Below are 13,709 nucleotides of genomic sequence, written 5' to 3' on the forward strand. Positions count from 1 at the left end.
CAATGTTGAAACAGGTCAAGAAAACTTTTTAGGCAACATGCACAACAAGGGAGAGAAACATGGCAAGCCAGATCGTCAACGAAGTTGTCGCCGCGAATAATGCTTACGCCGCCAATTTCGGGAATAAGGGCGAACTTGCGCTGCCGCCAGCGCGCGCATTCGCTATCCTGACCTGCATGGACGCGCGTCTCGATCCCGCGAAATACGCCGGCCTGTCGGAAGGCGACGCGCATGTGGTCCGCAACGCCGGCGGTCGCGCTTCAGATGATGCGATTCGTTCGCTGGTCATCTCGCACAAGCTGCTCGGCACCAAGGAGTGGTTCGTCATTCACCACACCAATTGCGGCATGGAGCTGTTCTGCGACGAAGTGATGAGCGGCTTGCTCGACGACAATCTCGCGACGGCGAGTTTCGACGGCAAAAACTGGTCGAACCCGCAACATGGCGGCGGCTGTTCGGCCGGCCATTTCATCAAATGGCACACGATCAAGAATCAGGAAGAAAGCGTGGCGCAGGATGTCGCGCGCATCCGTTCGCATCCGCTGGTGCCGAAAAACATTCCGATCTACGGCTACATCTATGATGTGAAGACCGGCAAGATCAACGAGGTCGCTGAAGCGACGAAGCTCGGCAAGGCCGCGTAAACCGCATTGGCGCAAGGTTCGTCATTGCGCGCCGTCGCTACGCAATGACGAACTGATACGCATTTCGGCAGATCTCTTCTCTTCGCTTGGGCGTTGTCATTCCCGGCAGGCCAAAGGCCTGACCGGGAATCCAGAGCCACCGCAAGAACTCTGGTTTTGCTCTGGATTCCCGATCGCGCGCGTTGCGCGCGTCGGGAATGACAGTCGAGCCGCTGGAAAGATTTTGCATCACTCCACCGCGCCGCCGCGGGCGCGCCAGCCGCCGGTGCCCGGCGCGTAATGACAGACGTCCTTCCGTCCTATGCTTTGCGCTTGCGCCAGAGCCTTGGCCGAACGCCCGCCCGCCTGACAAATAAGGACAACGTCGCCCTTCGGAAGCTTGGTCGGATCGAAACTCGAGATCGGCATGTTCTTGGCGCCCGCCACATGGCCGGCTGCAAATTCATGCGGCTCGCGCACATCGACGATCGCGCAGGATTTGTCCGCGACGATACGGCAGAAATCCTCATGCTCGATCGTCGGCGCCGCGCCGCCGCCGGCAAGTTTCGACAAGAGAGAGCCCAGAGTCATTTTGGTTCCTTTCTGCTCAGGCTTGCTTTTCGGCGTCGAATTGGGCGAAGGCGGCGAGCGCATGGCTCGCATACATTACCGACGGTCCGGCGCCCATGTAGATGCTCATCGCGAGCGTCTCCATCACCTCCTCGCGCGTCGCGCCGCGCTGCGACGCGGCCCTGGCGTGGAAGGCGATGCAATCATCGCAGCGCACCGCGACGCTCACCGCGAGCGCGATCAGTTCTTTCGTCTTCGCGTCGAGCGCGCCTTGCGCGCCCGCCGACATGGCCATCGCCGAAAAGGCTTTCATCGTCTCGGGCGCGCCGACGCGCAATTCCCTTATGTCGGCGGAGAGCTTCTTGGCGAGCGCCGCCCAGTCTTCGATCATCAGGCCCTCCTTGGGACTTCATCGTCGCGCAAGACGACATAGATCGCGGGGATGACGAGCAGGGTCAACGCCGTCGACGAGGCGAGGCCAAAGACCAGCGAAATGGCGAGGCCCTGGAAAATCGGATCGGTGAGGATGAAGGCGGCGCCGATGATCGCCGCGGCGGCGGTGAGAAATATCGGCTTGAAGCGCACCGCGCCCGCCTCGATCAGCGCGGCGCGCAAATTCATGCCGCGCGCGCGCAAATGCCGAATAAAGTCGACGAGCAGGATCGAATTACGCACGACGATGCCGGCGAGCGCAATGAAGCCGATCATCGACGTGGCGGTGAAGGCGGCGTTGAACAAAAGATGGCCGATGACGATGCCGACCAGCGTCAGCGGCACCGGGGCGAGGATCACCAGCGGCAATTTGAACGAGCCGAACTGCGCGACGACGAGCAGATAGATGCCGAGCAGCGCCACCATGAAGGCCGCGCCCATGTCGCGGAAGGTCACATAGGTCACCTCCCACTCGCCATCCCAGAGCAGCGTCGGCTTCGAATCGTCGAGCGGCTGGCCGTGATATTTGATCGTCGGCGGACCCGAAGGTCCCCAGTCGATCTTGTTGATCTCATTCTCGACCGCGAGCATGCCATAGATCGGCGCTTCGAAACGTCCGGCGACCTCGGCGCTGACCATTTCGGCGAAGCGGCCGTTGTGACGGAAAATCGGATAGGAGCCCTGTTCGCGCGTCGCCTTGACGACGTCGCCGAGTTCGACATTGGCGCCTTGGCGCACCGTGCCGCCGGCGGGCAGCGGCGTCGACAGGATACGCTCGCTCGTCGTCATCGCGCTTAGCGGCAGCGCCACGGAAATGTCGACCGGCTTGGCGCCGCCGCCCTTTTGCGAAAAGCCGATCTTGACGCCGCCGACCAGGGCGCCGATCGTGTCATAGACAGCACGCTCTTCCACGCCGTGGAATTCGAGCGCGTCCTGATCGATTTCGAAGCGCAGGCGTTCGGCGCGCTGGCCGTAGCTGTCGTCGGTGTCGACGACGAAATCGACGGCGTCGAAAGCCTTGCGCACTTTCGCCGCGAGATCGCGCCGCGACTTCGCGTCGGGACCGTAAACTTCGGCAAGCAGCGTTGACAGCACGGGCGGACCCGGCGGCACTTCGACGACCTTGATCGCGGTGTGCTCGGGCGCCGGCAATCCTTCGAGCTTCTTGCGAATGTCGAGCGCGATCGCGTGGCTTGCACGGCTGCGTTCGCCTTTCGGCTGCAGATTGATCGCGAGATCGCCCATCTCGGGCGCCTTGCGCATATAGTAATGCCGCACGAGTCCGTTGAAGTTGAAGGGCGCAGCCGTGCCGGCATAGGACTGAATGGACGTCAGCTCCGGAATGTCCTTCAGCCGCTCGGCCGCCGCGGTCAGCACCCGATCGGTTTCTTCGAGCGAGGCGCCGCGCGGCAGATCGACGACGACGGCGAGCTCCGACTTGTTGTCGAAGGGCAAAAGCTTCACGCGCACTGTTTTCGTGACGAAAAGCCCCAAGGAGAGCAGCGTGGCAAGGCCGACGGCGGTAAGAAATCGTTGCGAGCGCTTGCGCCCCTTCAGCAAAGGCGTCGCGACGCGCACATAGAAATTGCCCATGGCGCCGCGTTCATGCGCATGATCGGCGCCGTCGCCGCGCTCCTGTTCGAAACGCTTGCCGGCGATCTTGAGCAACAGCCAGGGCGTAATCGTCATCGCGACGAAGAAGGAAAACACCATCGCGAGCGAAGCATTCGCCGGAATGGGGCTCATATAGGGGCCCATCAGGCCCGAGACGAACATCATCGGCAGCAGCGCGGCGACGATGGTGAGCGTCGCGACGATCGTCGGATTGCCGACTTCCGCCACCGCCTCGACGGCGGTGTCGATCAAGCTGCGCGAGCCGCGCATATGCCAATGACGCACGATGTTTTCGACGACGACGATCGCGTCGTCGACGAGAATGCCGATCGAGAAAATAAGCGCGAAGAGGCTGACGCGATTGATCGTATAGCCCATCAACCATGAGGCGAAAAGCGTGAGCAGAATCGTCGTCGGGATGATGACCAGGACGACGACGCCCTCGCGCCAGCCGACCATCACCACAATCAGCGCGACGATGGAGACGGTCGCGAGCGCGAGATGGAAGAGCAGCTCATTGGCTTTTTCGGTCGCCGTTTCGCCATAGTCGCGCGTCACTGCGATCTCAATGTCGTCGGGCACGATGCGGCCCTTGACGGCGTCGAGCCGATGCATGATTTCGTCGGCGACGATGACGGCGTTGGCGCCCTTGCGCTTAGCGATGGCGATGCTGACGGCGGGGCGCTTGTCGAGACCGCCGGCGGCGTTGCGCGTCATCGTCCAGCTGCGCCGGTCCGGTTCGGCGGCGCCGACGCGCACATCGGCGACGTCTTTGACATAGACCGGCCGCCCGTCTCTTGTGGTGAGGAGCAGCAGGCCGATATCGGGCACGCCCTGAAGAGTCTGGCCGGCGACCACGGGCACGGCGCGATTATCCTCGCGGAACGCCCCGACAAGAAAAGAGCGGTTGGCGTTGGTCAGCTTGTCGATGAGCTGATTGAGCGTCACACCATATTGCGACAGGCGTTCAGGATCGGGTTCGACGCGGATCTGATTGGGGCTGCCGCCGACGATGTAGCTCGAGCCGACGTTATCGACCTTGGTGAGATCGTGCTGCAATTCCTCGGCGACCTGAAAAAGGCCGTTGTCAGTCCATCGATCGGCGCGCTCCGGCTTCGCCGAAAGGGTCAGCACGACGATCGCCACGTCGTCGATGCCGCGGCCAACGATCAGCGGTTCGGGAATGCCCTTGGGCAGATCGCCAATATTGGCGCGTATCTTTTCGTGAATGCGCAGCACCGCATTGTCCTGCGGCGTGCCGACATAAAAGCGCGCGGTGACGACCACATTGTCGTCCCGCGTCTGCGAATAGACATGTTCGACGCCGTTGACGCCCTTGATGATATCCTCAAGCGGACGGGTGATAAGTTCGATTGCGTCTTCCGCCTTGTAGCCGTTGGCCGACACCATAATGTCGACCATCGGCACGGAAATCTGCGGCTCCTCTTCGCGCGGCAGCGAACGCAGCGCGATCAATCCGACGAAAATCGAGGCGAGCAGAAGCAGCGGCGTCAACGGCGAATTGATGAAGACGCGGGTCAGCGTTCCCGAAATGCCAGGACGAAACTCCTCGCTCATGGCGCCGAAACCACGTCGCCGTTTTGAAGGCCGGAAAGAATCTCGACGGCGTCGCCGCGCTTCTCGCCAAGCTGCACGACGATTTCCTCGCCGGAAGCGAGCCGGACAAAGTCCACGCCGGCGCGACGATAGACTGCGGCGCGGGGGATGAGGATCGTATCGCGCTTGCCGGTCGTGACGTAAACGCGCGCGCGTTCGCCAACGAAATAATCGCCAAGCCCCTGAACGTCGACGTCGGCGATGACTCGGCCGCCCTGAATTTCGGGATAGACGATGCGCACGCGCCCTTCTTTTCGTCCGCCCCCCGCTCCGTCGTGCAGGCCGCGCGCGGCGAGTTCGACCTTGTCGCCGGCGCGCATGAAGCGCGCATGCCGCTCCGGCAATTGCAGGCGCAGGATGTATTTATCTTCGGCCATGGTCGCGATCGTTTCGCCAGGCATCACCACGCGTCCGACGGAGACGGGAATGGTGAGGACGCGTCCCGGCCCCGGCGCGCGCACCGAACCTTCCGCCGCCTGTTGTTCGATCACCCCGCGGTCGGAGCGCAACGCCGAAAGATTGCGCTCTGCGACGTCGAGCGCGGTCTTCGCCTGGTCGAACAGCGCCTTCGTATAGACTCCGCGCCGAAACAATTCCTGCGCGCGGCCGAAATCGGTCTGCGCCTTGTCGCGTTGCGCCTGTTGCGACTGGATACGCTGATCGAGCGCCTGCATCTGCAGGAAGAGCTTCTGATCGACGACCAGGGCGATTTCGGCGCCGCCGGCGACGTCATCGCCCTCTTTGATCTTAAGCGCGCTAACTGTGCCGCCGATGCGCGCCCGCGCGGTCAATTGATGCACCGGTTCCACGGAAGCGACCACCGCCTTGAGATCGTCGACCGGCGCGACATGAACCGTAACCTCTCCCGCCTTGGCGCTTGAGGAGAACGCCAAGGCGGCGAGGAGCGCCGTCGGCGCGCGAGGCAAGCGGAGCATTGGTCTCATGCGGACAGTTATATGCACAAAAGGTAAATTAGCAATAGCGCATTTAATGTCGCAAGGCGAACTTGACAAATATATTCACTTTTCATAATTTAGATATCATGAATGTAAATCTGCTTCAGCTCGCGCCGAAGGCGGCGGAGGCCGAGAGCTTTCTCAAGGCGCTCGCCAACCGCCATCGGTTGATGGTGCTGTGCCAGTTGCATGCCGGCGAACTGTCGGTGACCAAGCTCCAGGAGGCGATCGGCCTCAGCCAGTCGTCGCTCTCCCAGCATCTTGCCCGGCTGCGCGAAGACAAGCTCGTCAAAACCCGCCGCGAGTCGCAGACGATCTACTATTCCCTGGCCAATGAAAACGTCTCTCGAATCATTGGCCTGCTCTATGAGATGTTTTGCGCCGAACCGTGCGGCAAGGCGGCAAAATCGCGCCCCCGCGTCAAACGAGGCAATCTGCGCCAGGAGCATTCGCCATGAGCATTGACCGACTCGTGATGGCCTTCGCCGGCGCCATGGTCTTATTGAGTCTGCTGTTGTCGCAGCTCGCGAGCCCCTGGTGGCTCTTGCTCGCGGCTTTCGTTGGCGTCAATCTGGTGCAAGCGGCCTTTACGGGCTTTTGCCCCCTGGCGCGCGCGCTGAAGCGGCTCGGCGCCAAATCCGGCGCCGCTTTTTAGATTTTTGCGAACATCGAACGGCGCGTAAAGGAAGCCGCGCTTTCGCAATGGGGACCTTGGATCGCCCGCCAACCGAAGAGCAGACGATGCCGTCCGATTGGGTCGAAGAAACGCCTTCCCTGCGCAGCCTCGACGCCGCGACGAAGTCGCTGCTGCGCGAGGGCGCCGTCCGCAAGCAAATCCCGCGCGGAGCCGTGCTGTTTCGCCCTGGCGATCAGTGCGCGCATTTTCCGCTGATCGTCTCGGGTTCGGTGCGGGTGCAGCGCGTGACCGAATCGGGCCGCGAGATCGTGCTCTACCGTGTCGGCCCCAATGAAACCTGCATTCTGACCACAGCCTCGCTGCTTTCGGACGACGCCTACGCCGCCGAAGGCGTCGCTGAGTCCGACGTGACCGCCTATGTCGTTCCCGCCGATCGATTCGCGGCGCTGATGAACGCATCCCAAGGCTTTCGCGCGCTAGTGTTCGACGGCTACAGCCGGCGTCTCGCGACGCTGATGTCGCGCATCGAGGAAATCGTCTGCACGCGCATCAACGTGCGGCTGGCCGAACGTCTTCTCGCCCTTCGCGACGCCGGCGATAAGATCGTCGCCACGCAGCAGGCGCTCGCCGCGGATCTCGGCACGGCGCGCGAAGTCGTCGGCCGCACGCTGAAAGCATTCGAACGCTCAGGCTGGGTAAAATTGTCGCGTGGCGGCGCGGAAATCGTCAATCTCGCCGCATTGCGCTCGCTCTGCGACGCGCAGCGTGACTAAGTCGCGGACACGCGCTTCTTGATCGCGCATGTCCTCTCTCAGGCTCGGCGTTTGCCATCAGCACAATAAATCAGGCGCGCAAAGCGCGGGGGAGGATTGAATGTCGCATATCGTGATCATGGGCGCAGGGATCGGCGGCGTCGCCGCCGCGATCGAAGTTCGCGAGGGGCTTGGCAAGCAGCATCAGGTCACGGTCGTCTCGGACCTCGAGAATTTTCAGTTCACGCCATCCAATCCTTGGCTTGCCGTGCAATGGCGCAAGCCCGATGAGATCAAGGTGCCGCTCGCGCCGGTGTTCAAGCGCAAGAAAATTGGCTTCATTCCTGTCGGCGCCAAACGCGTTCTGCCTGACGAAAATCGTCTCGAACTGGAGAATGGCGAGAGCGTCTCCTACGACTATCTCGTGATAGCGACGGGGCCGAAGCTTGCCTTCGAAGAATTGCCCGGGCTTGGACCGCACGGCGGACACACGCATTCGATCTGCACGCTGCAGCACGCCGAGATCGCGTCGAAGGCCTATGAGGAATTCTGCAAGGATCCGGGGCCGATCATCATCGGCGCGGCGCCCGGCGTTTCCTGCTTCGGCCCGGCGTATGAATTCGCCATGATCCTCTCGACCGACCTGCGTCGACGCGGCATCAGGCACAAGGTGCCGATGACTTATGTCACGTCCGAGCCCTATATTGGTCATCTCGGACTCGGCGGCGTCGGCGACACCAAGGGCATGCTCGAATCGGCGTTCCGTGATCGCGACATCAAATGGATCGTCAACGCCAAGACGACGGCGATCGAACCCGGACTTCTCAAATGCGCCGAGCTGGATGAGAACGGGCAGGTCAAGAAAGAGCATGAAGTGCCGTTCAAATTCGCCATGGTGATGCCGGCCTTCAAAGGCGTCGACGCCCTGATGGGAATCGAGGGACTGGTCAATCCGCGTGGCTTCGTCATCATCGACAAGAACCAGCGCAATCCGAAATATCCGAATGTCTTTGGCGTTGGCGTCTGCGTCGCGATACCGCCCGTCGAGACGACCCCGGTGCCGACAGGCACGCCGAAAACTGGCTACATGATCGAGTCGATGGTGACGGCGACGGCGCATAATATCGTCGCGCTGATCGCCGGCCGCGAAGCGAAGGAAGAAGGCACGTGGAATGCGGTTTGCTTGGCGGATTTTGGTGACAAGGGAGTCGCCTTTGTCGCAAAGCCGCAAATTCCGCCGCGTAACGTCAACTGGTCGAGCGAGGGGCGATGGGTGCATCTCGCCAAGATCGCCTACGAAAAATATTTCCTTCGCAAGGTTCGCAAGGGACTGAGCGAGCCCGTCTATGAGCGTTACATCATGAAGCTGCTCGGCATCGAACGGCTGCGTCGCGCCCTTTCGTGAGGGCGCCGGCGGCTAGGCAAAACTAGGATGAGTCCATGCGGACACGGCCGTTCGCGCGCGAAATCGCCTTCGCGCTCGCTTTCAAGCTAATCGCGCTGATCGCGCTCTATGTCGCATTTTTTGGTCCCGCACATCGCATTAGGGTGACGCCGACTCAGATGGCGGAAACGCTGTCGGCCGCTGCGCCGCGCTGACATCCGGAGCTCAAATATGTTCGAACTCGACGTCGTCACCCTCTCGCGCCTGCAATTCGCGCTGACGGCGATGTATCACTTCCTGTTCGTGCCGCTGACGCTCGGCCTCGCCCTGCTGCTCGCGATCATGGAGAGCGTGTATGTGATGACCGGGCGAAAAGTTTGGAAGCAGGCGACGCAGTTCTGGGGCACGTTGTTTGGGATCAACTTCGCCATGGGCGTCGCCACCGGCGTCACCATGGAATTCCAGTTTGGCACCAATTGGGCCTACTACTCCCACTATGTCGGCGACATTTTCGGCGCGCCGCTCGCCATCGAAGGGCTGATGGCGTTTTTCCTCGAGGCGACCTTCGTCGGCCTGTTCTTCTTCGGGTGGAATCGCTTGAGCAAGGTGCAGCATCTTGTCGTCACCTGGCTTGTCGCGCTCGGCGCCAATTTCTCGGCGCTGTGGATCCTCGTCGCTAACGCCTGGATGGAGAATCCGGTCGGCGCCGCCTTCAATCCGCAGACGATGCGCATGGAGCTCACCTCCTTCACGGAAGTGTTGTTCAATCCCGTGGCGCAGTCGAAATTCGTGCATACCGTCAGCGCCGGCTATGTCACCGGCGCGATGTTCGTGATGTCGATCGGCGCGTATTACATGTTGAATCGTCGCCATGTCGACATCGCCCGTCGCTCGTTGACGGTCGCCGCGAGCTTCGGCCTTGCTTCCGCGCTTTCGGTCGTCGTGCTCGGCGATGAGAGCGGCTATACGGCGGGCGAAAACCAGAAGATGAAAATCGCCGCGATCGAGGCGATGTGGGAGACCGAGCCGCCGCCGGCGTCCTTCACGCTGATCGGACTTCCCAATCTGAAAAGCGAAATGACGGAATATGAAATTAAAATACCCTATGTCCTGGGCCTCATCGCCACGCGTTCGCTTGATAAGCCGGTTGAAGGCGTAAAAGCCCTTGTCGAGCGCTCCGAGGAGCGCATCCGCAATGGCATGGCGGCCTATCAATGGCTTGCGAAGGAAGGCGGCCGTCCGCACGCCGTCGTTCCTCCCGAGCTGCAGGCGTCAATGGGCGACGTCGGCTATTCAATGCTCGTCAAGCGTATTCGTCCGGATATCGACAACGCGACCGACGCGCAGATTCACGAGGCGGCTCTGTTGACGATTCCCGACGTGCCGGTGCTGTTCTGGTCGTTTCGAATCATGGTGGCGCTGGGCTTTTATTTCATCGCGCTCTTCGCCGTCGCTTTCTATCTGTCGAGCCGGCGGCGCTGCGGCCGGCCCTGGTTCCTGCGTATGACGATGTATAGCCTGCCGCTGCCCTGGATCGCCGCCGAACTCGGCTGGATCGTCTCGGAATATGGCCGTCAGCCGTGGATCATCGACAGCACGATGCCGACGTTTCTGGGCGTCTCCAATGTCCCGGCGTCGAATGTCGCGGCCAGTCTTGCAGCCTTCGCGCTCTTTTACAGCGCGCTCGCCATCGTCGATGTCGCGCTCATCGTCAAATATGTCCGCATTGGGCCGCAGATGGAGCCAGAGCCTCAGACCTCCGGCGCGCCCGTCCTTCCCGCGCCGGCGCCGGCGCAAACCCGATAGGAAAGGCAAAAGCGATGTTCGACTATATGACGCTTCGCCTCATCTGGTGGGCGCTGCTCGGCGTGTTGCTTGTAGGCTTCGCCATCCTTGACGGTTTTGATATCGGCGCCGCCATTCTGCATCCTTTCGTCGCCCGCACCGACGTGCAGCGGCGGGTGACGCTGAACGCCATCGGTCCCGTCTGGGAAGGCAATCAAGTCTGGTTCATCCTCGGCGGCGGCGCGGTATTCGCCGCTTGGCCGCCGCTCTATGCGGTGTCCTTCTCCGGCTTCTATCTGGCGATGCTGCTCGTGCTGATCGGCCTCATTCTGCGGCCGGTGGCGATCACGTTTCGCGACAAAAGACCGGGCAGCGGATGGCGCGAGACCTGGGATTGGCTCTTCTTCGTTTCCGGCCTCGTGCCGGCGCTGATCTTTGGCGTCGCCTTTGGCAACCTTCTCGAGGGCGTCCCATTTCACTTCGATCAGGCGCTGCGTGCGACTTATGAAGGCGGCCTCCTCGGCCTTCTCAATCCCTTTGCTTTGCTCTGCGGCCTCGTCAGCGTAGCGATGCTCATCATGCAGGGCGCGGCCTGGCTCAGCGTGAAGGCCGAGGGCGAGGTCGCCGCCCGCGCCCGCCGATTTGGCGCGCTCGCGGCAATCCTGCTTGTGCTGCTGATTTCCGTCGCGGGACTGTGGACGCTACTCGGCGTCGAAGGCTATCGGATCGCCGGCGTGATCGAACATTCGGGGCCTTCCAATCCGCTCGCGAAGACGGTGACGCGAGAGGCTGGCGTCTGGTTCGACAATTACCGCGCCTACCCCTGGATGATCGCGGCGCCGGCCGCCGCCTATGTCGGCGCTCTCCTTGCCGCTTTGGCCTTCGCGCTTTCGGGGAGAACGACCGCGCTTCTGTTCAGCAGTCTTTCGGTCGCGGGCGTCGCGACAATGGCGGGCTTCAGCATGTTCCCCTTCCTGTTGCCGTCGTCGTCCCACCCCAGCCAAAGCCTCACGGTGTGGGACGCTTCCTCTAGCCAGGCGACGCTCTCTCTGATGCTGCTGGCGGTGATCGTCTTTCTGCCGATCGTCCTGGCCTATACGAGCTGGGTCTATTACGTGCTGCGCGGCGCCGTCAGCGAAGCGGCGATCCGTCGCGGCGACGACTACTATTATTGAGCGGGAGGCAGCGAAGCATGTGGTATTTTTCCTGGATATTGGGGCTGGGGCTTGCCTGCGCCTTCGCGATTCTCAACGCCATGTGGCTCGAGCTCGACGACGACGAAAGCCGAAAGAAATAGATGGCCGCGCGCTGAGCGACTTAGTCGCTGAGAGAATTCAAGCCAAGCGATAGGCTTGCACGGCCGCCTCAATCAGGGAGAGAGTCATGCAAGCCAATATCGGAACGACCGATCGGATCATCCGCATCGTCGCCGGCCTTTTGTTGCTCAGTCTCATCTTTATCGGTCCGAAAACGCTATGGGGTCTCGTCGGGCTAGTACCGCTGGCGACGGCGTTCATCAACTTCTGCCCGGCCTATAAGCTTCTCGGCGTGGATACGCTCGGCAGATAGTTTCGCAAAAGAAGCTTGACGGGCGTTTCGCTCGCACGCCGGCCACGGCGCGGGTAAGATTGCAGCTGCGGCCGACGTTGGCGCCGACCGCGGGTCAACGCTGGCGGCGAGCGTTCAATCCCAGATGAACCAAACGGCCATCACCTTTCACGCCCGCGGCATGCATTGCCATGGCTGCGAGCATGTCATCGAAGCCGCGATCAAAAAGCTCGCCGGCGTGCGCAGCGTCACGGCGAGCTATCCGACGGAGACGGTCGTCGTCGACTATGACGCCGACGCCACGGATTTCGCCGCGATCCGCGACCGGGTCGAACAGAATGGCTATCGCGTCGTTCTGACCGAGGAGGCGCGGCGCCGGCGCTCGCCGCTCGTGAAACTGGCGATCATCGTCGCCGCGCTTGCCGGACTCGCCGCGCTCATTCTCTTCGACACGCGTTGGATCAGCGCCGAGGGCGCGCCCGACATCGCCCAGCATATGAGTCTTGGCCTCCTGTTTCTCTTAGGCCTGCTCACCGGATTTCACTGCGTCGGCATGTGCGGCGGCTTCGTCGTAAGTTACGTCGCCGCCGACGTGCGCGCCGGCCGCACGTCGCTTGTCTCGCATCTCGCATTCGGCTTGGGAAAGACCCTGTCCTACACGACGATCGGCGCCGCCTTCGGCTGGCTCGGCGCCTTCATCGCGTTCACGCCGACGCTGCGTGGGATTGCAGGCGTCGCGGCCGGCGCCTTCCTGATCATCTTCGGCCTCAATATGCTCGGCCTGTTCGCGCCGCTGCGCCGCTTCCGGCTCGGCCTGCCACGGCCGCTGCAGAACTGGGTGAACCGCGAGGCCGGCGGACGTCATCGGCCCTTTGTCATCGGCCTCCTTAACGGGCTGATGATCGCCTGTGGGCCGTTGCAGGCGATGTATGTGATGGCGGCGGGAACCGGCAGCCCTGTCGAAGGCGCGAAGACGCTGTTCGTCTTCGGCCTTGGGACCTTGCCGGTGATGCTCGCCTTCGGCGCTTTGACGACGGTGCTTTCAGGCACCGTGACCCATCGTCTGCTGACGGCTTCCGGCGTGATCGTCGTCGCGCTCGGCGCCGTGATGATCAATCGCGGATTGATCCTCACCGGCTCCGGCGCCGATCTCGCTTCGATGATCGCGAATTGGCGGCGGCCCGCGCCTGTCGAACATGCCCTTCCATCGCAGGAGGCGCCCGTTGCGCCAAAGACGCAGACGATCGAAATGGAAGCCAATGGACTTGGCTATAAGCCCAGTCGCTTTACGCTCCTGCGCGGCGTCCCCGTCAAATGGGTGATCAATGCGACGGAAGTGACGAGCTGCAACAGCCACATTCTGGTTCCCTCCCTCAAACTCGAAATCAAACTTAAACCGGGACGCCAGACGATCGAATTCACGCCCGAAAGCGCCGGCGTCATTCCCTGGAGCTGCTGGATGGGCATGTTGCATGGCGAGTTCGTCGTCGTCGACGCGCCGCCGGCGATGGCGCGTCAGGAAACTGAACCCGTCGCCTCGGAGGTTCAGATCACGCCCGCCGCCGCGCAAAGCCCTCCTGAGTCGGCCGTTATGCAGACCTACACGATACGACGCGGCGATACGCTGCGCGCCATCGCGAAGCGGCTCTATAAAGATGAAAGGCGCTGGCGCGATATCGCCGTCGCCAACCCCGGGCTCAATCCCAGGAAGTTGCGCGAAGGACGAAGCATCAATCTTCCTGGCTGCGCGCCGCCGTGACGATTCGTCTCGCGCGTTAAAGCGCTTGGCGC

The 13,709-nt window shown here is 62.1% G+C and carries 16 protein-coding genes; 11 read left to right on the forward strand and 5 right to left on the reverse strand.

Annotation, left to right across the window (positions count from 1 at the left end):
• The first annotated feature begins 59 nt into the window (after positions 1–59).
• On the forward strand, positions 60–644 hold the full coding sequence (locus AB7I51_RS00370) for a beta-class carbonic anhydrase (protein ID WP_428402863.1): 585 nt from the start codon (positions 60–62) through the stop codon (positions 642–644).
• Between the two features lie 37 nt (positions 645–681).
• Here the strand turns inward: AB7I51_RS00370 and AB7I51_RS00375 are convergent, their stop codons facing one another.
• The 5 genes from AB7I51_RS00375 to AB7I51_RS00395 are packed head-to-tail and all read right to left on the reverse strand — an operon-like array spanning position 682 to position 5,791.
• Positions 682–873 (reverse strand): hypothetical protein, encoded by a 192-nt coding sequence (locus tag AB7I51_RS00375; RefSeq protein WP_428402862.1) that lies wholly within the window; start codon positions 871–873, stop codon positions 682–684.
• The gene (locus AB7I51_RS00380) at positions 873–1,214 is read right to left on the reverse strand and encodes a rhodanese-like domain-containing protein (RefSeq protein ID WP_428402861.1); all 342 of its coding nucleotides are present in this window, start codon (positions 1,212–1,214) and stop codon (positions 873–875) included. Before AB7I51_RS00380 ends, AB7I51_RS00375 begins: the two co-directional genes overlap by 1 nt.
• Positions 1,215–1,230: 16 nt before the next feature.
• On the reverse strand, positions 1,231–1,584 hold the full coding sequence (locus AB7I51_RS00385; protein WP_428402860.1) for a carboxymuconolactone decarboxylase family protein: 354 nt from the start codon (positions 1,582–1,584) through the stop codon (positions 1,231–1,233).
• Positions 1,584–4,817 carry an efflux RND transporter permease subunit gene (locus AB7I51_RS00390; protein ID WP_428402859.1) on the reverse strand — a complete coding sequence of 1,078 codons (3,234 nt, stop codon included), beginning with the start codon at positions 4,815–4,817 and terminating at the stop codon, positions 1,584–1,586. Before AB7I51_RS00390 ends, AB7I51_RS00385 begins: the two co-directional genes overlap by 1 nt.
• Positions 4,814–5,791, reverse strand: coding sequence for an efflux RND transporter periplasmic adaptor subunit (locus tag AB7I51_RS00395; protein ID WP_428402858.1), 978 nt, complete (start codon positions 5,789–5,791; stop codon positions 4,814–4,816). Before AB7I51_RS00395 ends, AB7I51_RS00390 begins: the two co-directional genes overlap by 4 nt.
• A gap of 107 nt (positions 5,792–5,898) precedes the next feature.
• Here AB7I51_RS00395 and AB7I51_RS00400 point away from each other — a divergent pair, with 107 nt between their 5' ends.
• From AB7I51_RS00400 to AB7I51_RS00445, 10 genes are all read left to right on the forward strand, one after another.
• The gene (locus AB7I51_RS00400) at positions 5,899–6,270 is read left to right on the forward strand and encodes an ArsR/SmtB family transcription factor (RefSeq protein ID WP_428402857.1); all 372 of its coding nucleotides are present in this window, start codon (positions 5,899–5,901) and stop codon (positions 6,268–6,270) included.
• Entirely contained in the window at positions 6,267–6,467 is a 201-nt protein-coding gene (locus AB7I51_RS00405) for a YgaP family membrane protein (protein WP_428402856.1), read from the forward strand. The genes AB7I51_RS00400 and AB7I51_RS00405 overlap by 4 nt, the downstream gene beginning before the upstream one ends.
• Before the next feature lie 47 nt (positions 6,468–6,514).
• Positions 6,515–7,222, forward strand: a complete 708-nt coding sequence (locus tag AB7I51_RS00410) for a Crp/Fnr family transcriptional regulator (RefSeq protein ID WP_428402855.1) — start codon at positions 6,515–6,517, stop codon at positions 7,220–7,222.
• 100 nt (positions 7,223–7,322) lie between these two features.
• Positions 7,323–8,606: an NAD(P)/FAD-dependent oxidoreductase gene (locus AB7I51_RS00415; RefSeq protein WP_428402854.1), complete on the forward strand. Its 1,284-nt coding sequence runs from the start codon at positions 7,323–7,325 to the stop codon at positions 8,604–8,606.
• Between the two features lie 35 nt (positions 8,607–8,641).
• The gene (cydP, locus tag AB7I51_RS00420; protein WP_428402853.1) at positions 8,642–8,800 is read left to right on the forward strand and encodes a cytochrome oxidase putative small subunit CydP; all 159 of its coding nucleotides are present in this window, start codon (positions 8,642–8,644) and stop codon (positions 8,798–8,800) included.
• A 16-nt stretch (positions 8,801–8,816) separates the two neighbouring features.
• Entirely contained in the window at positions 8,817–10,391 is a 1,575-nt protein-coding gene (locus tag AB7I51_RS00425) for a cytochrome ubiquinol oxidase subunit I (RefSeq protein WP_428402852.1), read from the forward strand.
• 14 nt (positions 10,392–10,405) lie between these two features.
• Positions 10,406–11,545: a cytochrome d ubiquinol oxidase subunit II gene (gene cydB, locus AB7I51_RS00430; RefSeq protein WP_428402851.1), complete on the forward strand. Its 1,140-nt coding sequence runs from the start codon at positions 10,406–10,408 to the stop codon at positions 11,543–11,545.
• 17 nt (positions 11,546–11,562) lie between these two features.
• Positions 11,563–11,667, forward strand: a complete 105-nt coding sequence (gene cydX, locus AB7I51_RS00435; RefSeq protein ID WP_428402850.1) for a cytochrome bd-I oxidase subunit CydX — start codon at positions 11,563–11,565, stop codon at positions 11,665–11,667.
• 86 nt (positions 11,668–11,753) lie between these two features.
• Positions 11,754–11,939, forward strand: a complete 186-nt coding sequence (locus AB7I51_RS00440) for a YgaP family membrane protein (RefSeq protein ID WP_428402849.1) — start codon at positions 11,754–11,756, stop codon at positions 11,937–11,939.
• Between the two features lie 124 nt (positions 11,940–12,063).
• The gene (locus AB7I51_RS00445; RefSeq protein WP_428402848.1) at positions 12,064–13,677 is read left to right on the forward strand and encodes a sulfite exporter TauE/SafE family protein; all 1,614 of its coding nucleotides are present in this window, start codon (positions 12,064–12,066) and stop codon (positions 13,675–13,677) included.
• The last annotated feature ends 32 nt before the right edge of the window (positions 13,678–13,709 follow it).

This window comes from Methylocystis sp. (genome assembly GCF_050246715.1).
In the GTDB taxonomy this organism is placed as follows: domain Bacteria; phylum Pseudomonadota; class Alphaproteobacteria; order Rhizobiales; family Beijerinckiaceae; genus Methylocystis.

What these genes read in the sequence shown, in the direction of transcription:
- cydX (WP_428402850.1), top strand. Translation starts at nt 11,563, where the DNA reads ATGTGGTATTTTTCCTGGATATTGGGGCTGGGGCTTGCCTGCGCCTTC.
- AB7I51_RS00375 (WP_428402862.1), bottom strand. Translation starts at nt 873, where the DNA reads ATGCAAAATCTTTCCAGCGGCTCGACTGTCATTCCCGACGCGCGCAAC.
- cydB (WP_428402851.1), top strand. Translation starts at nt 10,406, where the DNA reads ATGTTCGACTATATGACGCTTCGCCTCATCTGGTGGGCGCTGCTCGGC.
- AB7I51_RS00400 (WP_428402857.1), top strand. Translation starts at nt 5,899, where the DNA reads ATGAATGTAAATCTGCTTCAGCTCGCGCCGAAGGCGGCGGAGGCCGAG.
- AB7I51_RS00410 (WP_428402855.1), top strand. Translation starts at nt 6,515, where the DNA reads ATGGGGACCTTGGATCGCCCGCCAACCGAAGAGCAGACGATGCCGTCC.
- AB7I51_RS00380 (WP_428402861.1), bottom strand. Translation starts at nt 1,214, where the DNA reads ATGACTCTGGGCTCTCTCTTGTCGAAACTTGCCGGCGGCGGCGCGGCG.
- AB7I51_RS00385 (WP_428402860.1), bottom strand. Translation starts at nt 1,584, where the DNA reads ATGATCGAAGACTGGGCGGCGCTCGCCAAGAAGCTCTCCGCCGACATA.
- AB7I51_RS00425 (WP_428402852.1), top strand. Translation starts at nt 8,817, where the DNA reads ATGTTCGAACTCGACGTCGTCACCCTCTCGCGCCTGCAATTCGCGCTG.
- AB7I51_RS00405 (WP_428402856.1), top strand. Translation starts at nt 6,267, where the DNA reads ATGAGCATTGACCGACTCGTGATGGCCTTCGCCGGCGCCATGGTCTTA.
- AB7I51_RS00390 (WP_428402859.1), bottom strand. Translation starts at nt 4,817, where the DNA reads ATGAGCGAGGAGTTTCGTCCTGGCATTTCGGGAACGCTGACCCGCGTC.
- AB7I51_RS00370 (WP_428402863.1), top strand. Translation starts at nt 60, where the DNA reads ATGGCAAGCCAGATCGTCAACGAAGTTGTCGCCGCGAATAATGCTTAC.
- AB7I51_RS00395 (WP_428402858.1), bottom strand. Translation starts at nt 5,791, where the DNA reads ATGCTCCGCTTGCCTCGCGCGCCGACGGCGCTCCTCGCCGCCTTGGCG.
- AB7I51_RS00415 (WP_428402854.1), top strand. Translation starts at nt 7,323, where the DNA reads ATGTCGCATATCGTGATCATGGGCGCAGGGATCGGCGGCGTCGCCGCC.
- AB7I51_RS00440 (WP_428402849.1), top strand. Translation starts at nt 11,754, where the DNA reads ATGCAAGCCAATATCGGAACGACCGATCGGATCATCCGCATCGTCGCC.
- AB7I51_RS00445 (WP_428402848.1), top strand. Translation starts at nt 12,064, where the DNA reads ATGAACCAAACGGCCATCACCTTTCACGCCCGCGGCATGCATTGCCAT.
- cydP (WP_428402853.1), top strand. Translation starts at nt 8,642, where the DNA reads ATGCGGACACGGCCGTTCGCGCGCGAAATCGCCTTCGCGCTCGCTTTC.